General features: G+C 60.6%; 21 protein-coding genes. 14 read left to right on the forward strand and 7 right to left on the reverse strand.

Translation table 11 applies throughout. The annotated features are described in order from the left end of the window. Positions 1-51: 51 nt before the first annotated feature. Positions 52-1,035 (reverse strand): aspartate carbamoyltransferase catalytic subunit, encoded by a 984-nt coding sequence (locus ABAC402_RS33520; protein ID WP_031235752.1) that lies wholly within the window; start codon positions 1,033-1,035, stop codon positions 52-54. 69 nt (positions 1,036-1,104) lie between these two features. Here ABAC402_RS33520 and ABAC402_RS33525 point away from each other — a divergent pair, with 69 nt between their 5' ends. Continuing rightward, positions 1,105-1,917: an isocitrate lyase/phosphoenolpyruvate mutase family protein gene (locus tag ABAC402_RS33525; RefSeq protein ID WP_023450216.1), complete on the forward strand. Its 813-nt coding sequence runs from the start codon at positions 1,105-1,107 to the stop codon at positions 1,915-1,917. A gap of 18 nt (positions 1,918-1,935) precedes the next feature. On the opposite strand, the gene ABAC402_RS33530 is transcribed toward ABAC402_RS33525, so the two are convergent. From ABAC402_RS33530 to ruvX, 3 genes are all read right to left on the reverse strand, one after another. Then, positions 1,936-2,979: an NAD(P)-dependent alcohol dehydrogenase gene (locus tag ABAC402_RS33530; protein WP_023450217.1), complete on the reverse strand. Its 1,044-nt coding sequence runs from the start codon at positions 2,977-2,979 to the stop codon at positions 1,936-1,938. Between the two features lie 85 nt (positions 2,980-3,064). Next, the gene (locus ABAC402_RS33535; protein ID WP_023450218.1) at positions 3,065-4,003 is read right to left on the reverse strand and encodes an AEC family transporter; all 939 of its coding nucleotides are present in this window, start codon (positions 4,001-4,003) and stop codon (positions 3,065-3,067) included. Positions 4,004-4,112: 109 nt separating this feature from the next. Continuing rightward, positions 4,113-4,586 carry a Holliday junction resolvase RuvX gene (ruvX, locus tag ABAC402_RS33540; protein ID WP_023450219.1) on the reverse strand — a complete coding sequence of 158 codons (474 nt, stop codon included), beginning with the start codon at positions 4,584-4,586 and terminating at the stop codon, positions 4,113-4,115. Between the two features lie 239 nt (positions 4,587-4,825). On the opposite strand from ruvX, the gene ABAC402_RS33545 reads away from it, so the two are divergent. The 9 genes from ABAC402_RS33545 to ABAC402_RS41135 all read left to right on the forward strand — a co-directional run bounded on the left by ABAC402_RS33545 (position 4,826) and on the right by ABAC402_RS41135 (position 11,656). Next, the gene (locus tag ABAC402_RS33545) at positions 4,826-5,173 is read left to right on the forward strand and encodes a UrcA family protein (protein WP_023450220.1); all 348 of its coding nucleotides are present in this window, start codon (positions 4,826-4,828) and stop codon (positions 5,171-5,173) included. A 182-nt stretch (positions 5,174-5,355) separates the two neighbouring features. Next, on the forward strand, positions 5,356-5,715 hold the full coding sequence (locus tag ABAC402_RS33550) for a UrcA family protein (RefSeq protein ID WP_023450221.1): 360 nt from the start codon (positions 5,356-5,358) through the stop codon (positions 5,713-5,715). A 167-nt stretch (positions 5,716-5,882) separates the two neighbouring features. Next, positions 5,883-6,170 carry an Asp-tRNA(Asn)/Glu-tRNA(Gln) amidotransferase subunit GatC gene (gene gatC, locus ABAC402_RS33555; protein ID WP_031235753.1) on the forward strand — a complete coding sequence of 96 codons (288 nt, stop codon included), beginning with the start codon at positions 5,883-5,885 and terminating at the stop codon, positions 6,168-6,170. Continuing rightward, entirely contained in the window at positions 6,170-7,654 is a 1,485-nt protein-coding gene (gene gatA, locus ABAC402_RS33560) for an Asp-tRNA(Asn)/Glu-tRNA(Gln) amidotransferase subunit GatA (protein ID WP_023450223.1), read from the forward strand. The genes gatC and gatA overlap by 1 nt, the downstream gene beginning before the upstream one ends. Positions 7,655-7,739: 85 nt before the next feature. Beyond that, positions 7,740-8,129, forward strand: a complete 390-nt coding sequence (locus tag ABAC402_RS33565; protein WP_023450224.1) for a hypothetical protein — start codon at positions 7,740-7,742, stop codon at positions 8,127-8,129. A 140-nt stretch (positions 8,130-8,269) separates the two neighbouring features. Beyond that, a complete protein-coding gene (locus ABAC402_RS33570; protein WP_031235754.1) occupies positions 8,270-8,596 on the forward strand; it encodes a hypothetical protein in 327 nt (108 codons plus the stop codon). A 312-nt stretch (positions 8,597-8,908) separates the two neighbouring features. Continuing rightward, entirely contained in the window at positions 8,909-10,915 is a 2,007-nt protein-coding gene (locus ABAC402_RS33575; RefSeq protein ID WP_023450226.1) for an OPT family oligopeptide transporter, read from the forward strand. 112 nt (positions 10,916-11,027) lie between these two features. Beyond that, positions 11,028-11,465, forward strand: coding sequence for a RidA family protein (locus tag ABAC402_RS33580; protein ID WP_023450227.1), 438 nt, complete (start codon positions 11,028-11,030; stop codon positions 11,463-11,465). A gap of 56 nt (positions 11,466-11,521) precedes the next feature. Further along, positions 11,522-11,656, forward strand: coding sequence for a hypothetical protein (locus tag ABAC402_RS41135; protein WP_023450228.1), 135 nt, complete (start codon positions 11,522-11,524; stop codon positions 11,654-11,656). A 154-nt stretch (positions 11,657-11,810) separates the two neighbouring features. Here ABAC402_RS41135 and ABAC402_RS33585 read toward each other — a convergent pair whose 3' ends face one another. Next, a complete protein-coding gene (locus ABAC402_RS33585; RefSeq protein WP_023450229.1) occupies positions 11,811-13,031 on the reverse strand; it encodes an RICIN domain-containing protein in 1,221 nt (406 codons plus the stop codon). 118 nt (positions 13,032-13,149) lie between these two features. On the opposite strand from ABAC402_RS33585, the gene gatB reads away from it, so the two are divergent. From gatB to ABAC402_RS33600, 3 genes are all read left to right on the forward strand, one after another. Continuing rightward, positions 13,150-14,643: an Asp-tRNA(Asn)/Glu-tRNA(Gln) amidotransferase subunit GatB gene (gene gatB / locus ABAC402_RS33590; protein WP_031235755.1), complete on the forward strand. Its 1,494-nt coding sequence runs from the start codon at positions 13,150-13,152 to the stop codon at positions 14,641-14,643. 200 nt (positions 14,644-14,843) lie between these two features. Beyond that, positions 14,844-15,770: an ABC transporter ATP-binding protein gene (locus tag ABAC402_RS33595; protein ID WP_023450231.1), complete on the forward strand. Its 927-nt coding sequence runs from the start codon at positions 14,844-14,846 to the stop codon at positions 15,768-15,770. Next, complete coding sequence (locus ABAC402_RS33600) at positions 15,763-17,145, forward strand: ABC transporter permease (protein WP_023450232.1); 1,383 nt, start codon at positions 15,763-15,765, stop codon at positions 17,143-17,145. Before ABAC402_RS33595 ends, ABAC402_RS33600 begins: the two co-directional genes overlap by 8 nt. A 311-nt stretch (positions 17,146-17,456) precedes the next feature. Here ABAC402_RS33600 and ABAC402_RS40945 read toward each other — a convergent pair whose 3' ends face one another. Next, positions 17,457-18,800, reverse strand: coding sequence for an RcnB family protein (locus tag ABAC402_RS40945; protein WP_023450233.1), 1,344 nt, complete (start codon positions 18,798-18,800; stop codon positions 17,457-17,459). Positions 18,801-19,289: 489 nt separating this feature from the next. Between ABAC402_RS40945 and ABAC402_RS33605 the strand changes: the two genes are divergently transcribed. Then, positions 19,290-19,577 (forward strand): hypothetical protein, encoded by a 288-nt coding sequence (locus ABAC402_RS33605; protein ID WP_023450234.1) that lies wholly within the window; start codon positions 19,290-19,292, stop codon positions 19,575-19,577. Positions 19,578-19,637: 60 nt separating this feature from the next. On the opposite strand, the gene ABAC402_RS40290 is transcribed toward ABAC402_RS33605, so the two are convergent. Beyond that, positions 19,638-19,796, reverse strand: a complete 159-nt coding sequence (locus ABAC402_RS40290) for a hypothetical protein (protein WP_155847414.1) — start codon at positions 19,794-19,796, stop codon at positions 19,638-19,640. Positions 19,797-19,927 lie beyond the last annotated feature (131 nt).

A 19,927-nucleotide genomic window follows, 5' to 3' on the forward strand; every position in this document is an offset into this window, starting at 1 on the left:
GCGTGGAGAGGAGAAGGGGCGAGGTATCCTCGAACTTAGCCCCGTTGAGTCTCATCGATCGTTCTCCAGCCGGGCGGACAGCGAGGCCAGCACCGCCATGCGGGCGGCGACGCCCATCTCGACCTGGTCCTGGATCAGCGACACCGACAGGTCGTCGGCGACTTCGGAGTCGATCTCGATGCCGCGGTTCATCGGCCCAGGGTGCATGACGCGGACATTTTTCGCCGCCACGACCAGCTTTTCGCGATCGAGGCCGAAGAAGCGGTAATATTCCCGCGCTGATGGGATGAAGGCGCCATCCATGCGCTCCAGTTGCAGACGCAGCATCATCACCACGTTGGCGCCGGCAATGCCTTCGCGCATGTCGTGAAAAACCTCAACACCCCACTGGTCGGCATCGCCAGGGATCAGGGTCGGCGGCCCGACCAGTCGGACATTGGCGCCCATATTGCTGAGCAGGATGAGGTTGGAGCGGGCGACGCGGCTGTGGGCGACATCGCCACAGATGGCGATGGTCAGGCCGTCGACATGGCCAAACGCCCGGCGGATCGACAACATGTCGAGCAGGGCCTGGGTCGGGTGTTGATGCTGGCCGTCGCCGGCATTGATCACCGAACAGCCGACCTTCTGCGACAGCAACGCCGCCGCGCCCGAAGCTGAATGGCGCACAACCAGGAGGTCGGGCTTCATGGCGTTCAAGGTCACAGCCGTGTCGATCAGGGTCTCGCCCTTGGCCACCGAAGAACTTTTCATGCTCATATTGATGGTGTCGGCGCCCAGGCGTTTGCCGGCGATCTCGAAGCTGGACTGGGTCCGCGTCGAGTTCTCGAAGAACATGTTGACCAGGGTGCGGCCCTTGAGCAGGTCCAGCTTCTTGGTGGTCTGACGGTTCAGGTCGACAAAGACGTCGGCCAGGTCCAGCAGGGCCATGATGTCGGGCGGATCCAGGTCCTGGGCGGCCAGAAAGTGGCGCTTGGGAAAGGCGGTCAGCCGCGCGCCGATCAGGTCGTTGACATTTGAGTCGCTGGGGGACATCTCGAATTCCACGTTTGCGGCCTTTTCGCCAATAATGACCCAAAGCACAAGCGGAAGGATGACAGTTTCATGAAAAGCCAGTCGGAAAAAGCAGCCGAGTTCACAGCTCTGCATGAAACGGGCTGTTTCGTGATTCCCAATCCCTGGGACCGTGGCTCGGCACGGATGCTGGCCGGGCTGGGCTTCAAAGCCCTGACGACGACCAGCGCGGGCTATGCCCGGTCGATCGGGGTGGTCGATTACAAGGCCGGCCGTGACCATGTCCTTGCCCATTGCCGTGACCTGGCCGAAGCGACCGACCTGCCGCTGGCGGCCGATCTGGAGGACGGCTTCGGTCCGACGCCGGAGGATTGCGCCGAGACGATTCGTCAGGGTGCGCAAGCCGGCCTGGTCGGCGGTTCGATCGAGGACTGGCGCGCCGACGGAACCTTCTACGATATCGAAGCTGCGGCTGACCGCATTCGTGCCGCGGCCGAAGCGGCACGGGCTCTGGACTTTCCGTTTCAACTGGTGGCGCGGTGCGAGAACTATCTGCGCGGCCGGCCCGATTTCGCCGACACCGTCCGCCGCCTGCAAGCCTATCAGGAGGCCGGGGCCGATGTCTTGTATGCGCCATGCTTAAGTACAGCCGAAGAGTTCGCTGCACTGCTGCGTGAGGTCGACCGTCCGGTCAACGCTTTGGGCGGGATGGGGAAGGTGCCGCTGACGGTGTCGGAACTGGCGGCCCTTGGCGTCCGGCGTATCAGCCTGGGCAGTCTGCTGCATTCTGCGGCCATGACGGCCTTCCTGAAAGCAGCGACAGACGAGAGCTTCGGCTTTGTCGCCGGGCTGACCTCGGGCGGCGAACTGGATCGGTTGCTGGAAAAAGGCTCCGCCGGCTGACCGGCGGAGCTCTGGCACCTACTTCAAAGAAGCGATATCGATCACGAAGCGGTAGCGAACATCGGACTTGATAACCCGCTCATAGGCGGTGTTGATATCCTTGATATCGATCAGTTCGATATCCGAGACGATGTTGTGCTCGCCGCAGAAATCCAGCATTTCCTGGGTTTCCTTGATCGAGCCGATGCACGACCCGGCCAGCGACCGCCGTCCCATGATCAGCGAGAAGGCATGGACGGGCACCGGATTTTCCGGCACGCCGACCAGCACCATGGTGCCGTCGATCGTCAGCAGATTGAGATAGGCGTTCCAGTCGATCTGGGCCGATACCGTATTGATGACCAGGTCGAACGAACCTGCCAGTTTGGTGAAGGTCTCCGGATCATTGGTGGCATAGTAGTGATCGGCACCCAGCCTCAGGGCGTCGTCCTTCTTGGACAGCGACTGGCTCAGCACCGTGACTTCGGCGCCCATGGCATGGGCCAGCTTGACGCCCATATGGCCGAGACCGCCCAACCCGACGATAGCCACCTTCTTGCCCGGCCCGGCATTCCAGTGGCGCAGCGGCGAGTAGAGGGTAATGCCGGCGCAGAGCAGGGGCGCCGCGCCGGCCAGGTCCAGGTTGCCTGGCACCGACAGGACGTAGCCTTCCTTGACCACGATATGGTCGGAATAGCCGCCATAGGTCGGCAGGCCGTCGCGGTCGAGGCTGTTATAGGTCTGGGCCAGCTGGTCCATCATATATTGTTCGCGGTCGACGTCGCGCTGCTGGCATTTCATGCAGGAATCGACGAAGCAGCCGACGCCGACCGTATCGCCTTCCTTGAAGCGCGACACCTTGGCGCCGACCTGTCGGACCTTGCCGACGATTTCATGGCCGGGCACCATCGGGTAGATGCCGGGGAACCACTCATCGCGGACCTGGTGGATGTCAGAGTGGCAGATGCCACTGTAGAGAATATCGATGACGACATCGTCTTCGTTGGGGGCGCGGCGTTCGAAGCTAAACGGTTCCAGCGGCGCTTTGGGGGAAAGCGCGGCATAGGCTTTGGCGGTTGTCATATGGGGAGATCCTTGTGTTCGGACTCCGCGCATATGGTGTGGCTGCGCCACTTTGTCAGGGTGGCGGTTGCAGTTTGCTGTGAATTTATTGCAGGTGAAACACCGTCAGCAGCAGCGGCAGGGTGAAGGCGCTTAGAGTTGTGGTCATGGCGACAATGCCGGCCATCAGCGGGGCGTCTCCGCCCATATGGCGCGCCTGAACATAGGCCGCCGCGGCACATGGCGCCGCGCCACACGCCAGAGCCACACCCTGCGCCAGGGCATCGCCGCCCAAGGCGTAACAGATGCCCCAGGCCAGGACCGGCATGACCAGGACCTTGAACAACGATACCGAGGTTACCAGGATGGGCTTACGGAATACATAGCCGAAGCTTAAGCCTGCCCCGGCAAGGATTAACCCGGTCGGAATGGCCGCCTGGCCCAGCATGGTCAGCGAACGTTCGGCAAACGGGAGCGATGGCACCTTCAGGACGTTGAAGCTCAAGCCGATCAGGCAGGAGGCAAAGATCGGGTTGGTCATCAGGGTCCTGGCCATCCACAACGGCGTCCGCGCCGGCGGATCGCCTTCGGGCTCACCCCACTGGGCCAGGACCAGGATGCTGATCATGTTCGATGCCGGGATCAGCGCGCTGATAGCGACGGCGGCGATGGCGGTGGCGCGGTCACCGAAGATGACAGCGGCCACCGGAATAAAGACGAACGAATTGAAGCGGATCAGCCCCTGGAAGACACTGGTGAAGGTCGGACCCGGCAGGTTGAGGATGGGTTTCAAACCGAAGCCCACGGCCGAGCCGATCAACAGCGCGCCGACGACGGCCAGGCTGACAGGACCGGCAGCAAATCCGCCCAGGTCGGCATGCCAGATGGCCGGGATCAGAAAGCCGGGATAGAGGACATAGACGGCGAACTTCTCGATCGGTCTCCATACATTCGATGGCAGGAAACCCGACTTTTTCAGGCCATAACCCAATACGATCAGCAGGAAGACCGGGACAATCCCGTTGAGGATCGTCATCAGCGTCATTGTTTGCCCTCACCGCAGTTCGCTTCGCTCACGCCTCCGCGGGGGCGGCGAACGATCGCCGGCGCCCAGGACGTTCTTTTGGTGGGCGCTGTTAACAGGTTCAGCATCTTCATGCTTCACCGCCTCTGATACGGTCCAGCGCGCCCTGCAATATATAGGCAGCGGCGTTGCGGTCGATGACTTCGGCGCGTTTGGCGCGCGACAGGTCGGCTTCTTCGATCAGAAAGCGGTTCATTGCTGCGGACGACCAGCGTTCGTCCCAGAAAGCGATGGGGATGTCACGAAGGCGCAAGAGGTTCCGCGCGAACGCCCGGCACGACTGGGCGCGCGGGCCTTCGCTGCCGTCCATATTGACCGGCAGGCCGATAACGAGGCCATCCACCTCACGCACCTGCATCAGGTGGAAGAGCCGCTCGGCCTCCAATGTGAACTTCGTCTTGCGAATCAACTCCAGGGGCGAGGCAAGGGTCAGCGAGATATCGGACACGGCGACGCCGATGGTCTTTTCACCCAGGTCCAGACCCAGCAGGGCGCGGCGCGGCGGGAGGGCGGCTCTTAGTTCGGTGATGTCGATAACGGCCATGGCGCCGGTTTGACGCCAAGCCCCAGCCGAGTCAACCAATGCGGCCGGCGGCAAGTGCAATTATTGCAGTAGCAATCTCTTTACTTGATGTTACGATAATTTAATTCATTACGGCAAGTTAATGTCTGTAATGATTGTAATATATGAAGTCGATTTAATAATAATCATCGTGCATTTGCTTGAACGCTTGTGTATTCAGACTTCAGTACCCACCATCAAGCAACTGAGGAATTTACACCATGTCCCACACCTTTACCGCGCTCGCTTTTGCCACTGTCGCCACCCTGACCGCGACGTCCGCCTTCGCCGGTGGCTTCCAGGTCACCATGGGCGACGATAGCCCCCGCCAGGAAGTGATCAGCGTCGATGGCGTCAATCTCGACAACCCGGCGCAGGCCAGGGCCTTCTACCGCAGCCTGCAATACGCCGCGGCCCGTGTCTGTGTCGGCGAAAGCCGCACCTGCGACAAGGATGCCGTCAGCGAGGCCGTCGGTCAGATCGGCAGCCAGGAACTGGCCCGCCTCGACGCAGTTAATGCCGAAGCAACCCAGGTGGCGGCTGTTCGCACCGTAACGTCGCAAAGATAAGCTGTCTGATCCGCCGATGAAGTGAAGAGCGCACCTTGCACGGTGCGCTCTTTTTTTATTAAATGTCGTTCATTAAATACTTTAAATATATGGAGAATATTTAAGAAAAATCATGTTTTATTCAATTTAATACTTGTGTATGAGTGAGGAAGTAGAGTTTTACACTTGCACAGGAGCCCAACATGAAAGCCTATTCGATCCTTGCCACTGTGGCTTTGGCCACCTTGACCTTCTCCGCAGTTTCGGCCAGCGCCGAGACACTGCGCATCAAAAACGGTCACGCGGTCAAAACCGTTTCTATCGATCACAACGACCTGCGCGACGAATATCGCGCCGCTCAGGTCTATGTCCGCCTGGAAAAAGTCGCCGCCGAGGTTTGCCAGGTTGATGGTGATGCACCGGCCTGGGTCCTGGCCCAGGACCGGGACTGCGTCCAGCGCGCCCTTGTCGGCGCCGTCGCTGACCTGAACAGCCCGGCCCTGAGTCAGGTCCACGCCAATGCCGGCGCGACGGCGCAAAGCTACGCCCGTAACGACAGATAAGGACTTTCGGGAGGTGATGTCCTCCGCACAGCGTCCCGCCGTCCTGTTCAGGCCGCGTCTCCTCCCCGGGACGCGGCCTGAAATCTGTTGGGCTTCCGCGACATACATCTTGCCAAGTTCCCGCCCAGTCGCTAACCGGTCTCGCCATAGATTTAAGGAGTGCGATGATGGCCATTGATGTGGCAACCGTCAAAAAAGTGGCGAGCCTGTCGCGCCTGCGTGAGCCGCAAGAGCGCCTCGAAGCCCTGGCCGGCGAATTGAACGGCATTCTGGGCTGGATCGAGCAACTCAACGAGGTCGATGTCGCCGGCGTCGAGCCCATGACCACCGCGGTCGAGCAACCGACGCCGCTGCGCGAAGACGTCGTCAACGACGGTGACAAGGTCGCCCAGGTTGTCGCCAACGCACCGAAATCGGCTGAGGGCTTTTTCATCGTGCCGAAGGTGGTGGAATAATGCGCAACCTGACGCAACTGAGCTTGAAGGACGCCCTCGACGGTCTGAAGACGAAGCAGTTCTCGTCTGGCGAACTGACCGAGGCCTTTATCGGCGCTATTCAGGCCGCCAATCCGACGCTGAACGCCTTTGTTGAAACCACCTTCGACAAGGCCCGTGCCCAGGCCGCGGCCTCCGACGCCAGACTGGCGAAAGGCGAGGGCGGCCGTCTCGAAGGCGCGCCGCTCGGCATCAAGGATCTGTATTGCACGAAGGACGTGCGCACCACCGCCTGTTCGGGCATCCTGAGCAACTTCATCCCGACCTACGAATCGACCGTCACCCAGAACCTGTGGGACGACGGGGCTGTCATGTTGGGCAAGCTCAACATGGACGAGTTCGCCATGGGCTCGTCGAACGAAACCTCGCACTGGGGTCCCGTGACCAATCCGTGGAAGTCGAACGGCTCAAACGCCGCCCTGACCCCTGGCGGATCGTCGGGCGGTTCGGCTTCAGCCGTTGCTGCCGACCTGTGCCTGGCCGCCACGGCGTCGGACACCGGCGGCTCTATCCGCCAACCGGCCGCCTTCACCGGCACGGTCGGCATCAAGCCGACCTATGGCCGCTGCTCGCGCTACGGCATGGTGGCCTTTGCCTCTTCGCTGGACCAGGCCGGCCCGATCACCAAGACGGTCGCGGACTCGGCCATCTTGCTGCAATCCATGTGCTCGTATGATGCCAAGGATTCGACCTCGCTGCAGGTAGCTGTGCCGGACTTTTCGTCATTTCTGGAAAAGTCGCTGAAAGGCCTTCGTATCGGCATTCCTGACGAATATCGTCTTGACGGCATTCCGGCCGAGATCGACGCATTGTGGGAGCAGGGAATCGCCTGGCTGAAGGACGCCGGCGCCGAAATCGTCCGCATCTCCCTGCCGCACACCAAGTACGCCCTGCCGTGCTATTACATCATCGCGCCGGCCGAGGCCTCCTCCAACCTGGCGCGCTATGACGGCATGCGTTACGGCCACCGCACTGACAAGGCGCAGTCCCTGACCGACGTCTATGAGCTGTCGCGCTCCGAAGGCTTCGGCAAGGAGGTCAAGCGCCGCATTATGATCGGCACCTATGTGCTGTCGGCCGGCTTCTACGATGCCTATTACGTAAAGGCCCTGAAGGTCCGCCGCCGGATCGCTGAGGACTTTACCAATGCGTGGAACAGTTGCGACGTCATCCTGACACCGGCGACGCCATCGGCAGCGTTCGAGCTGGGCGACAAGGCCAAGGCTGCCGATCCGGTCGCCATGTACCTGAACGACGTCTTCACGGTGACGACCAACCTGGCCGGACTGCCGGGCATGAGCGTGCCGGCCGGGCTCGACAGCCAGGGCCTGCCTCTGGGGCTTCAGGTTATCGGCAAGGCCCTGGACGAAGGCACGGTGTTCAGTGTTGGCGCCGCGCTGGAAAAGGCCGCCGCCTTCACGGCCAAGCCTTCGAAATGGTGGTAACCGGCGAATCCGTCTTGCACCCGGCGATTAAGGGGGTAGGGTGGGGGCATATCTCCACCCTCAAGCCGAAGGCATTTGTGGTCCCATGAAGAAATTTCTCGCTGCCGCCGTGCTTTTTGCCGCGTTCGCCGGCTCTGTCCACGCCCAGGACGCCGCGCCGCCGGCCGAGGACGGACTGACGACCGAAGACGTCCTGACCGTGTCGATCGGTTGCATCGCCACCTATGACACCCTCATCGCCCAGGGCAAGGCTGGCGCCAGGGCGGCCGAAATTCAGAAGGCCCGCGCTTTTGCGGTCAGCGTCTACAAGGAATTCAGTGGCGAGACCGACGAAGAAGTGGCCTCGGATATTGCCATGGCCGATCAGGCCTTCCCCGAGATGTTGAAAGACAGCACAATCACCGTCGAGTCGTTCCAGGAGACTTGCGACGCCATCTTCTTCGACGAACCCGAGGCCGCTGCACCGGCCGCCTGAGGGAAACACAGTTAATTTTCCGGTAATAAGGTATAGCACGCCGATTTTACACCCCGCAGACACGAATGGTTTGGGGTTCTCTGCCGTTTCTGGTTTAAACTTACGCCGTAGCACAACGCAAATTACGGACGGTGAGTAAAATGTTGTCGACCCCTGAGGACATGGTGGCGTGGGGACTTCTGGTTCTGCCGCTGATCGTGATCGCCTGGTCGGCGGTATGGTTTGCGTCGGTCGAGGCCGAGCGCAACCGTTATGAGCGCTACAAGCGCTTCCACGCCATCATGGAGCAATTGGCCCGTTCAGACGGTGCTACCGCCGACAAGATGGCCGCTGCCTATGAACTGCGCAACTACCGCGAATACAAGGACATCATCAGCAAGATCTTTATCGATGGCCGGGTGCGTAATGACTCCGGCGAGGCTCTGCAAAAGCAGTTAAAAGAGACCCTCGACCATATCGGGCATTGATTATTGCGCAATCCGATAAAGTGTGACGCACTTTTCGGATAAATTGCGGGACAAAACAAAAACTTAGAGCGGGGTTTTGATTTCATCAAAACGCATACCGCTCTAGCAGCGCAATCCGATAGAGTGGTGCACACTTTATCGGATTGTGGTCCAGGCGCCCCCCAATGGCGCCTCGCAAAAGCTCGGGCGCGCAGTCGCGCTTGCCAACCGACGATGAGTCAAGATTTTCGCGGGTTGGTATAATGGCCTTGCATCGATTAATGGCCGTTCTATAGTCCGGTCTCGTTACGAGCGATACAACCGGAGTTTCAGATGAGTTTTCCCGTCAAGCCCAAGGAAATCACTGTACGGGGCATTCTCCTCGGTATTCTTATCACCCTGGTGTTTACTGCAGCTCAGGTCTATCTGGGCCTGACCGTTGGTCTGACGTTTGCCACCTCGATTCCCGCAGCTGTCATTTCCATGGCGCTGTTGCAGGCCTTTCGGACGGCGACCATCCAGGAGAACAACATCGTCCAGACCATCGCCTCGGCGGCGGGAACCCTGGCCTCCGTGATCTTCGTTTTGCCTGGCCTCATCATGATCGGTTGGTGGAAGGAGGTTCCTTTCCTGACCACCTTCGCCGCCTGCGCTATTGGTGGCATTCTGGGCGTCATGTACACCGTCCCGCTGCGTCGCGCGCTGGTGACCAAATCCACCTTGCCCTATCCTGAAGGGGTCGCCGCAGCCGAAGTCCTGAAAGTCGGCACCTCCTCGCGCGAGGGCGGCGCCGAAGGCCAGGCCGGGTTGTGGGCCGTCATTTGGGGCTCAGTGATATCAGCGGTCTATGCCGCCCTTGGCGGCGCCCGGCTGATGGCCGGCGAGGTTGCCAAGTTCTTCAAGGTTGGCAGCGGTGCAACGGGCCTTGCCGGTGAAGCTTCGCTGGCTCTGATTGGCGCCGGCCATCTGATGGGGATTACTGTCGGCATGGCCATGCTGGCCGGGCTGTTTATCGCCTGGGGCGTGGCGGTTCCCATTCTGACCAATCTGGCGCCCGTGGCCGGCCTTTCGGCCGAGGCCCAGGCGGGCGCAACCTGGGGCACCCAGGTGCGGTTCCTTGGCGCCGGCGCTATCGGTGCCGCAGCCATCTGGACACTGGGCAAGCTGCTCGGTCCGGTGACGAGCGGACTCATGGCTGCGGTAGCTGCCAACCGTGCCCAAAAGCTCGAGGGCACGAAGGTCGAGCGTGTCGACATGGACCTTCCCGTGTGGATCATGGGTCTGACGGTGCTGATCTCGCTGGTTCCGGCGGGATGGTTGCTGGCCGGCTTCCTTTCGGGTGGTCCCCTGGCCTCTGTCGCGACACCGCTGGTGATCGTTGGTGTGGGCTATATCATTGTTGCCGGCCTGTTGGCGGCGGCGGTATGTGGCTACATGGCCGGTTTGATCGGCTCTTCCAATTCGCCGGTCTCGGGGCTGGCGATCCTCAGCGTTCTGGGCGCCGCCCTTGTCGTTGGCGCCATCGGCTACGGCGTCACCGGACCGGAAACCAGCACTGCCCTCGTGGCTTTTGCACTTTTGGTCACAACCGTCGTCCTCGCCGTCGCCGTCATCGGCAATGACAATCTCCAGGACCTGAAGACTGGCCAATTGGTTGGTGCGACGCCCTGGAAGCAGCAGGTGGCCCTGGTTATTGGTGTCCTGGCCGGTTCGATGGTCGTGCCGCCTGTTCTTGAACTTCTCAACAATTCCAACGGCTTCGCTGGTGATCCCAACTATCACGGCGTGACGAATGACCCTCTGCCGGCGCCTCAGGCAACGCTTATTTCGACCCTGGCCAAGGGTGTTATCGGCGGCGATCTCGACTGGGGGCTGCTCGGTGTCGGCGTGTTGATTGGCGCGGCCCTCGTTATACTTGACATGATCTTGCGCAAAGTCAGCAAGGGGAAACTCAGCTTGCCGCCCCTGGGTGTCGGCCTGGCCATCTATTTGCCCAGTTCGGTAACCGCGCCGGTGATTGTTGGCGCCATTGCCGGCTGGCTGTACAACCGCTTTGTCCACGGCAAGACGATCAATGGCAAGGACTGGGGTGAGACGGCAAAGCGTCTGGGTGTCCTCGTCGCTTCGGGCTTTATCGTCGGAGAGAGCCTGCTGAAGGTTGGTCTTGCCGGTATCATCGTGCTGACGGAAAATCCGGCGCCATTCGCCGGACCGTTTGCGGCCATTGCGCCGCATGAACCGGTTAACATGATCATTTCAGTCGTACTTGCCTTCCTCGGGATCCTCGGACTCTACCGGTGGGCGATAGGACGGGCGAAAAAGGTCGACACCGGCGCCTGATCCAACCGGATGAACAGTATGTCAAGGCCCCGCCGGATAACCGGCGGGGCACTTGTTTTTGACTTCCCTGTGAAAGCGAAACTGGCTAAAAGCGCCGGCAAAGGACACACCGATGAGCAATGTAGAAGACCGCCCCACGATCAATCCGATCCCTGCCGACGGCATTACCTATTTCCTGCATCCGCATCCGCGTTCGCCATTTTCCGAAGCGGTGCAGGTCGGCAATGTCCTTTACCTCTCGGCCATGATCGGCCTGGACGACAAGGGCAAACTGGCTGACGGCTTTGAAGCCGAGGTCCGCTTCATCATGAGCAATACGGCCGACATCCTGAAGCGCTACGGCCTGGGGCTCGAGCACCTCTTCAAGGCGACGGTCATGCTGACCGAAATCGACAAATGGGGCGAGTTCAACCGCCTTTACAAGACCTATTTCCACCCGGCGCAGTTGCCGGTACGCACGGCGTTCGGCGTCAGCAGCCTGGCCTATGGCGCCACGGTTGAGGTTGAGTTCTGGGCCCATGTTCCGAGTTCCCGGCCGTTGTCGGAATAATTTCCGCGCTTTCTGACCTGATTGCTGTCATGGTCCCTTCTTTTAGGAGTCGCACCATGGCCAAGGGTCAGAAAAAGAGCAACAAGGAAGTCCGCAAGCCCAAGAAGGAAGCGGTCAAGGTCGAGTCGATCGCAGCGACCGGCTTCACCAAGGGGCAGCAGGCGACCTTGAACAATATCAAGAAGGCTTGATTGTTCGCCCAAGAGAACTAGAGAAAAATAACGACGATCAATATCTTATCCTCCCCCGCAAGCGGTGGAGGATAAAAACTACTGAATTTACGCATTTTTTAAGAAAAACCGGCGCAGATCATTCCGCGCCGGTTCCGTTAGGCATATAGGGTCTTCAGTTCAGTTCGAACTTGCCCGCGGTAGAGCCTGAGAAGAACGACCAGTCGGTCGGCAACAAACCCTTGCTCCCCACCTTGGCGGCTTCGGTGACATCCGGCGCCGCCAATCCGTTCTTGAACCGAACGGTCAGCACCCCGGCGCCGCCGATAACGATGGTGTCTTTATCGCCGCCGGTGATATTGCCCTGCGCATCGGCCGACAGCGACTTGCCGCCCGCACCTGTAAAATTGCCGGCTGAGTAACCCGGTGTCAGCGACAGGGTGGTAATCCCGCCGGCTTTCAGATTGTCGGCGATCTGGCTGCCGAGGGTAAACGCTCCCGACTTGGTCGCCACGGCCGGGTACCACTTCTGGTTTTCGGTCGCGGTGCATTCCCAGGCGATGACGGCTGTGCCCGGTTCTCTCAGGAACTGCAGGATGTCGGCGCACAGGTTGGCCCGGTTGCGCAGCAGGCCTTCACCGGTAAAGGTCCAGTCTTCTTCGGGCGAGCGCTTGCACGCCGCCAGTTCCAGGGGCGAGCCCTGGGCGATCGACGTCAGACACTTATCACCCTGGACGATGGCCCCGCTGTTGCCGCCCTGGAAGCGGAAGTCCTGGCCGGCGGCGCGGCTGCACACCTCGATCGAGATGGCGCCGTTGCTGCCCCTGGCTTCCAGGCACAGGCCCTGGGCGTAGTAGCTGGCGATCGACGGGATGCCGCTGACGCTTTCCGAGCGGTCAGATTTCGCTTCGCCGGCGGGTTTGTCCGCCCTGGCGATGCGGATATTGGTCAGGAAGAATTTCTGGTTGTCGCTGGCCGCGCAATCCCAGGCAATGACCGAGGTGCCGGGATTCTTGCCGAAGTTGAGCAGGTCGGCGCACAGGCCGGCATCGCTTTTTAGCGTGCCGTCGCCTTCGAAGGTCCAGAACTGGTCCTTAGCTTCGGCGCAGGTGGTCAGTTCCAGCGGCTGGCCCTTGGCGGGCGCCGCTACGCACTTGCCGGCCGTCTTGATCTGGCCGGTGGTGTCGTCATAGTCCATGGCCTGGGGCGGCTGCGCATTGCATTTGTTGACGACCATGGCGCTGTCGGGCCGGGCTTCCAGGCAGAAGTCCTTGATGAACCTGGTGCCGATGGACAGCTGGGCCGGGCCGGTGGGTGGCGTTTGCGCCTGGACGGCGGCCGGCATCAGCCACACAAAGGCCAGGGCCAGCCCGGCATGGCGGATCAGCTTGGTCATGGTTGGGAACTCCCTGTTTCACATTTGTCTGATAATTATTTTGTCAGACATAATGGAGTTTGTAAACTCAGCTATTAAGGTCTTCCCCGCGCCTTTCCTTATCGCTATATCGCATTTCATGACCAATGATCTCGATATCCGCCCCGCCGAACCTGCCAAATTCATCCAGGGCCGCACTGGCCCGTGGGAACTCGTCATCGGCCTGGAAGTCCACGCCCAGGTGGCGTCCAACACCAAGCTGTTTTCCGGAGCGAAAGTCGGCTTCGGCGCGGGCCCCAATGAGCAGGTATCCCTGGTCGACGCCGCCATGCCGGGCATGCTGCCCGTGTTGAACCGCTATTGCGTCGAGCAGGCAGTGAAGACCGGGCTTGGTCTTAAGGCGCAGATCAACCGCCATTCGCGCTTTGACCGCAAGAACTACTTCTATCCCGACCTTCCGCAGGGCTATCAGATCTCGCAGCTCTTCCACCCCATCGTGGGCGAGGGCGAGGTCCTGGTCGAACGCGATGACGGCACCTCCATCACCGTGCGCATCGAACGCCTGCACCTGGAACAGGACGCCGGCAAGTCGATCCATGACATCGACCCGTGCGCGACCTATGTCGACCTGAACCGGGCCGGTACGGCGCTGATGGAGATCGTCTCCAAGCCAGATATCCGCTCGTCCGACGAGGCCGTGGCCTATTTCAAAAAATTGAGAACTATCCTGATCTATCTCGGCACCTGCGATGGCGACATGGAAAAGGGCAATATGCGCGCCGACTGCAATGTCTCGGTCCGCCGCCCGGGCGAGCCGCTCGGCACGCGCTGCGAGATCAAGAACGTCAACTCCTTCCGCTTCATGCAGCAGGGGATCGAGTTCGAAGCCCGCCGCCAGATCGAGATCCTGGAAGACGGCGGCAAGATCCTGCAGGAGACCCGTCTGTTCGACGCCGTCAAGGTCGAGACCCGCTCCATGCGCTCCAAGGAAGAAGCCCATGATTACCGCTACTTCCCCGATCCCGACCTGTTGCCGCTGGAGATCGAGGAAGCCTGGATCGAAGAGATCCGCCGGCATCTGGTCGAATTGCCCGACGACAAGAAGGCGCGTTTCGTCAGCCAGTACGGCCTGTCGTGCTATGACGCCGGCGTACTGATTTCGGACCAGGCCCGGGCGGAATATTATGAGCAGGCGGCAAAAGGTCGTGACGCCAAACTAGTTGCCAACTGGGTGACCAACGGCCTGCTGTCGCGCCTGGCCGAAACCGGTCAGGACATCGCCGACAGCCCGCTGCCGCCGGAGCACATTTCCAATTTGGTGGAATTGATCGAAACCAAGGTGATTTCGTCCAAGATCGCCAAGCAGGTCTTCGAGCACATGTGGGACGAGAAGGGCATTCTCACCCCGGCCGAGATTGTCGAGAAGCACGACCTGAAAACCGACAACGACACGGGCGCTCTGGAAAAGGCCATCGACGATCTGATCGCTGCCAATGCTGACAAGGCGGCCGAGGTCAAGACCAAGCCCCAGGCTCTGGGCTGGTTCGTCGGCCAGGTCATGCGCGCGACCCAGGGCAAGGCCAACCCGGCGACCGTGAATGAACTGCTGAAGGCTAAGCTGGGCGTGGAATAGACGCCACCGCTTTCGCAAAAAAAGAATAGCCGCCGTCACATCCTGACGGCGGCTATTCTTTTTCGCAGGGAGAGCGTGTTAATGTGTCGGCTGGATAGCGACGTAGGGCGTGCCGGCCAGTTGATGCGTTAATTCAACCTGTCTTCCCATGCCCGGCCAAGCCGTATAAGCTGAATGTCCATAGCAACAGGGGGCGCTTGATGTCGGGCGATCTGGCCTTAAGTCTCGATCACGTGTCGAAGGCTTACGGCGACTTTCAGGCGGTGCGCGATCTCAGTTTCGAGGTCAAAAAAGGTACGATCTGCGGTTTCCTGGGGCCCAACGGCGCCGGCAAGACCTCGACTGTGCGGATGATTCTGGGCCTGTCCCAGCCATCGGCCGGTAAGATTACCGTCTTGGGCGGCCGCGGCGATAAGGTGCTCGATCGCATCGGCTTCCTGCCCGAAGAACGTGGCCTGTACCGCAAGATGAAGGCCATCGACGTCATCGTCTTCCTGGCGGGGTTGAAGGGTGTCAAGGCGTCGCTCGCCCGCCGCCGCGCCAAGGAGATGCTGGAGGCGCAAGGCTTGGGTGATTTCATCAATTCGCCGATCCAGGCGCTCAGCAAGGGCATGTCGCAGAAGGTCCAGCTGGTCGCGTGTCTGGTCCATGAGCCCGAACTAGTGATCCTCGACGAGCCCTTCTCCGGCCTCGACCCGGTGAACCAGCAAGGTCTGGAGACCATCATTCGCGATATTTCCAGGCGCGGCGCCACCGTGCTGTTTTCCACCCATGTCATGCAGCATGCCGAGCGCCTGTGCCAGAATGTCGTGATGCTGACCAAGGGTCAAAAGGTGTTCGAAGGCACGTTGAAACAGGCCCGCGCCGCCGCGCCGCGCTTCCTCGAACTGGAGGGGCCGCTGACCCAGGCCGATATTCTCGGCTTGCCGGGGATCAAGTCGGCCACCGAAACCGGCCTCAGTGAGGAGGGGGTGCCGCTGTGGCATTGCGAACTGGAACCCGGGCGATCGGCCCACGAAGCGCTGAAGGCGGCCTTTCTGAAGGGGCTGGATATCCGCCGCTTCGAGGCACGCGAACCCAGCCTGCACGATGCCTTTATCGTCCTGACGGGAGGTCAGCATGCGTAAGACCCTGCTGATCGCGCGCCGCGAATACCTGGCCTTTGTCCGCACCGTTGGCTTCTGGCTATCGATCGTGACGGCGCCCTTGCTGTTCACCCTGATCATCGCCGTGCCGATGCTGATCCGGACCTCGGCGCCAGTTGAAGTCATGAACGTCGCTATTCTTGATCTCACCGGCGACAATGTCGAGCAGCCGGTCCGCGATATCATCGCGCGCGCCGCCACGCCGGCCAAAGGAGAGGAGAATTCGGCATTACGCGATGCCGCCAATGCCGTCTTCGACAAGGAACGCATTGCGCTGGTGCCGCTGCCACCGGGTCTCGACGCATCGATGACGCGCGCGGCGGCCGAAGCCAGGATTCCGGCCATTCTGGACAGTCCCGATGCCAAGGTAACGACCCTTGTTGTTATCGACGACGACGGCGAGACTCTGCATTTCCGCATCTGGTCGACGCCCGAGCAGCGCAACCAACTGCAGGACAAGCTCTATTGGGATCTGCAGGGCCTTCAGTATCGCAAGGTCGCGCTCAAGCACGGCATTACACCTGTGGTGGCCGACGAGATGCGCGCCGCCCGCGCTGAGGTTGTCAGCCTGACTCCCGGAGACGGTGTATCGGGCGAAGGGGGTGATTTCGTTGCCACCGGTCTGCGCGATCACGGACCGCGCATCGTCGGCATCGTGCTGGGTTTTGTCACCTGGTTTACCATCTTCTCGTCATCGATGATCCTGCTGGGTGGGGTGATCGAGGAAAAAGCCAGCAAGGTGCTGGAGGTACTGCTGGCTTCGGCCTCGACCGAAAGCCTGCTGATCGGCAAGGTTCTGGGCGTGGCGGCGGTGCTGTCGACGGTTGGCCTGATCTGGGGCGGGGCCAGCTTCTTCATGATCAGCCAGGGCGCCAGCTTCCTGCCGCCCGACCTGGCCCAGAGCATCCAGGCGGGGCTGGCCGGACTGTTTACGCCGGCCTATGTCGCGCTGATGCTGACCTATTTCATCGGTGGCTACCTGATGTTCGGCGTTACCTTCGCTGCTATCGGGGCATTCTGCGAAACCCAGAAGGATGCCCAGGCGATCATGGGGCCGTTGATGATCGTGCTGATGGTGCCGATGCTGACCATGCAGGCCGCTATTGGCGCGCCGAATGCGCCGATCATCCAGTGGCTGTCGTGGGTACCGATCTTTACGCCCTTCCTGATGCCGCTGCGTCTGAGCGAACCCCTGCCGCTATGGGAAATCGTCCTGACGCTTGGCGGTATGGCGGTGGCGGCGACAATCATGATCGCGGTCGGTCGGCGCGCCTTCAAGCAGGGCGCCCTGACGGGCGGAAAGCTGACCTGGGGCACGATCGCCCGGATCGCTACGCGAAAGTCTACCGAAGCCTGATAGTCAGGTAACGGGATCCACAGATTACACAGATTACACAGATTGAAGAAAACGCGCTTCGGGCCGAAGTCAATAGTGCAGCTTTTTCTTCTCTCTAACCTGTGAAATCTGTGAAATCTGTGGATCTCTTTCCAGGGGGTAACCCCATAGAGTGGACACGACTTTTCGGATAAATTTCGCGGCTCATGAAGCATCAATAGCAGTTTGGTGATCTTACCTAAAGCCATCTCGCTCCAGACTCATCCGCGTGCCGCACGGAAAAACCCCCGAAGCTGAGAGCTTCGGGGGCGGGAAGGTCGTCAAATACCAGACTAGTAGAGATTATAGACGGCGTCGATGATTTCGCCGTTATAGGTATCGACCAGGAGCGCATCCTGACCGACCCAGTACCAAGCGCAGCCGGCCGGCGGCCAGGGCAGAGCATAATAGGTCGGGTCGCTGATGCGGTAGCGCAGGAAGAAGTCCGGCAGATAATCGCCGACATAGAAGCGCTGGCCGTAATAGGACGACGGAACGCTGTAATAGCCGTAGGATGGCGCGAAGTAAAAGCCCCAGCGCACGCCGGAATATCCGTGCCAGCGGCTGTCGTTGCGCCAGTTGTGCCGGTGCTTCCAGTCGCCGCCCTGGCGCTTCCAGCTGTGGCGGTTGCCGCCGCGATGATCGCCGCCACGGTCACGGTCGCGGCCTTGCCAGCCGCCATTGTGGTTGTTGCCGCGATCGCGGTCACGACCCTGCCAGCCGTCTCGGTCACGATCGCGGCCGCCGCGGTTTCCACCAGCGTTGTCGCGATCCCGGTCACGGCCTTGCCAACCGCCACCGCGGTTGCCGCCGTCGTTGTCGCGATCGCGACCCTGCCAGCCACCGCCATTACCGCCATTATTGTCGGGTGTGTTCGGGCGGTTGATCGGCGTACCGTCACGGCCTGGACGGCCGCCACCGTTATTGTCGCGGTCGCGCCCTTGCCAGCCACCGCCGCCATTATTGTCGGGTGTGTGCGGGCGATTGATTGGCGTACCGTCACGGCCTGGACGGCCGCCACCGTTGTTGTCGCGGTCGCGCCCTTGCCAGCCACCGCCGCCATTGCCGCCGGGACGAACGCCGCCGTCATTGCCGCCATTATTGTCGGGTGTGTTCGGGCGATTGATCGGCGTACCGTCACGGCCTGGACGGCCGCCACCGTTAGTGTCGCGGTCGCGGCCACGCGGGCCATCACGCCCACCGTCACGCCCACCGTCACGATTTCCAATGCCACGGTTTTCCGCGCCCTCGGGACGGACATTGCCCAAAGACGGCCGTTGACCGGCGCCGGCGCCGCGCGGGCCGCTCCAGCCCGTCGGATTGCCGCCACCGCGGTTGCCGTCATCACGTCGTTGTTGCGGGGCGCTTCTTGGCGGCGCGTCGCTGCGTGGTGGCGGCGTGCTGCGGGCGGGATCGCTGTCGCTGCGCGGCGCGGGCGCCGTGCCACCGCCGCTGCTGCGATTACCGCCGCCGTCGCTGTTGCGATTGCCACCGCGATCACCACCACGATTTCCCGGGTTGAAGCGCGGATTCTCTTCCTTTTCACGGGCGAAGCTGTAGCTTGGCGCCGAGGTCAGACTGAGAATGAGCCCGAGCGCCAGCAGCGGAGCCGCCTTCTTGGCCATCTTGCTAATCATGTTTTCCTCAACAGTCCTGCCAGATCATCCCGCTGCCGGGTCTTTTTTGCGCGGATCTGGCACGCATGGCGATAAAAATATCGTCTTGGGAGGTTTATGACAAATCGTAGCTGAACTGAAGCTGAATGAAAGTGACAGCAATTTGCCGGCGGCGTGAACCGGCTTTGCGGTTAAGGCCGGGTTGACAGAGCCTTGGTTGCTGGGCGACGTGAAGACGTTGCCGCGCCAAAATCTGACAAGTTAACTCAGTATAGACTTGACGTATGAAGTAATAACCAAATTATTATAGACTTGTAAATGATGATTACGTACAATTTATCCCAAAATTAACGAACATGTGTGAAATTGTAAACGCAAGTATTAACGGTTAAATCAATATTTACATAAAATATTCAGCACACTTCGCGCTATTAACTTTAATTTCATGGCGCGGTGGTGAACTTCACCTGTCAACCAATTCAGGGGACGCGCAAAAAGCGCGATATCACAATGACTGCCACAACTGTAGAAACCAAGACCATCCTGTTGCCGACCCCGGACATGGGGGGCGATGAGCTGTTTCGTCTGGGCATGATGTACTCGACCGGCCAGGGCGGCGCGCCCGTCGACCTGATTTGTGCGCACATGATGTTCAACCTGGCCGCCATGCGCGGCTCGATCGAAGCGACCATCTATCGCCGTGAACTGTCGCGTGAGATGGATCGCGAAGACATTGCCGAGGCTCAGAAGGCCGCCCGTCAATGGATCGACCAGGGCCGCGTCGGCTACGCCGCCTGAGGACGCGGAAAACAACCTCTCCCTCTTGAACCTTTTGCGAAAGCGTGCATCCTGCTTCAATCACAGGTGCAAGATGCTTTTGGGTTTAAGGTCCGTTTTGAGCCGCGGGAACAGTTCTGGCAGGCTGAACAATGCCGGGACTGTATGGCTGCCGCAGACGGTGAGCACCTGCCGTACGGCCGTGACCCGCGACACCACGGTCGACCAGATCAAGATCATCACCGTCATCTTGAGCCTATTGTCAAGGCCGCCTTACGGTTGGCCCTAACTTCGGCATTGGCATGTGTCAAACCTGAAGTCAAAGACGAGCGTCTTGAATTCGATGGTTCGGAAATTTACTCCGACCCACT

The organism is Asticcacaulis sp. AC402 (assembly GCF_000495835.1).
Taxonomy (GTDB): domain Bacteria; phylum Pseudomonadota; class Alphaproteobacteria; order Caulobacterales; family Caulobacteraceae; genus Asticcacaulis.

What these genes read in the sequence shown, in the direction of transcription:
- ABAC402_RS33585 (WP_023450229.1), bottom strand. Translation starts at nt 13,031, where the DNA reads ATGACCAAGCTGATCCGCCATGCCGGGCTGGCCCTGGCCTTTGTGTGG.
- ABAC402_RS40945 (WP_023450233.1), bottom strand. Translation starts at nt 18,800, where the DNA reads ATGATTAGCAAGATGGCCAAGAAGGCGGCTCCGCTGCTGGCGCTCGGG.
- ABAC402_RS41135 (WP_023450228.1), top strand. Translation starts at nt 11,522, where the DNA reads ATGGCCAAGGGTCAGAAAAAGAGCAACAAGGAAGTCCGCAAGCCCAAG.
- ABAC402_RS33520 (WP_031235752.1), bottom strand. Translation starts at nt 1,035, where the DNA reads ATGTCCCCCAGCGACTCAAATGTCAACGACCTGATCGGCGCGCGGCTG.
- ABAC402_RS33605 (WP_023450234.1), top strand. Translation starts at nt 19,290, where the DNA reads ATGACTGCCACAACTGTAGAAACCAAGACCATCCTGTTGCCGACCCCG.
- ABAC402_RS33530 (WP_023450217.1), bottom strand. Translation starts at nt 2,979, where the DNA reads ATGACAACCGCCAAAGCCTATGCCGCGCTTTCCCCCAAAGCGCCGCTG.
- ABAC402_RS33565 (WP_023450224.1), top strand. Translation starts at nt 7,740, where the DNA reads ATGAAGAAATTTCTCGCTGCCGCCGTGCTTTTTGCCGCGTTCGCCGGC.
- ABAC402_RS40290 (WP_155847414.1), bottom strand. Translation starts at nt 19,796, where the DNA reads ATGATCTTGATCTGGTCGACCGTGGTGTCGCGGGTCACGGCCGTACGG.
- gatB (WP_031235755.1), top strand. Translation starts at nt 13,150, where the DNA reads ATGACCAATGATCTCGATATCCGCCCCGCCGAACCTGCCAAATTCATC.
- ABAC402_RS33600 (WP_023450232.1), top strand. Translation starts at nt 15,763, where the DNA reads ATGCGTAAGACCCTGCTGATCGCGCGCCGCGAATACCTGGCCTTTGTC.
- ABAC402_RS33525 (WP_023450216.1), top strand. Translation starts at nt 1,105, where the DNA reads ATGAAAAGCCAGTCGGAAAAAGCAGCCGAGTTCACAGCTCTGCATGAA.
- ABAC402_RS33580 (WP_023450227.1), top strand. Translation starts at nt 11,028, where the DNA reads ATGAGCAATGTAGAAGACCGCCCCACGATCAATCCGATCCCTGCCGAC.
- ruvX (WP_023450219.1), bottom strand. Translation starts at nt 4,586, where the DNA reads ATGGCCGTTATCGACATCACCGAACTAAGAGCCGCCCTCCCGCCGCGC.
- ABAC402_RS33545 (WP_023450220.1), top strand. Translation starts at nt 4,826, where the DNA reads ATGTCCCACACCTTTACCGCGCTCGCTTTTGCCACTGTCGCCACCCTG.
- ABAC402_RS33570 (WP_031235754.1), top strand. Translation starts at nt 8,270, where the DNA reads ATGTTGTCGACCCCTGAGGACATGGTGGCGTGGGGACTTCTGGTTCTG.
- ABAC402_RS33575 (WP_023450226.1), top strand. Translation starts at nt 8,909, where the DNA reads ATGAGTTTTCCCGTCAAGCCCAAGGAAATCACTGTACGGGGCATTCTC.
- gatA (WP_023450223.1), top strand. Translation starts at nt 6,170, where the DNA reads ATGCGCAACCTGACGCAACTGAGCTTGAAGGACGCCCTCGACGGTCTG.
- ABAC402_RS33595 (WP_023450231.1), top strand. Translation starts at nt 14,844, where the DNA reads ATGTCGGGCGATCTGGCCTTAAGTCTCGATCACGTGTCGAAGGCTTAC.
- ABAC402_RS33535 (WP_023450218.1), bottom strand. Translation starts at nt 4,003, where the DNA reads ATGACGCTGATGACGATCCTCAACGGGATTGTCCCGGTCTTCCTGCTG.
- gatC (WP_031235753.1), top strand. Translation starts at nt 5,883, where the DNA reads ATGGCCATTGATGTGGCAACCGTCAAAAAAGTGGCGAGCCTGTCGCGC.
- ABAC402_RS33550 (WP_023450221.1), top strand. Translation starts at nt 5,356, where the DNA reads ATGAAAGCCTATTCGATCCTTGCCACTGTGGCTTTGGCCACCTTGACC.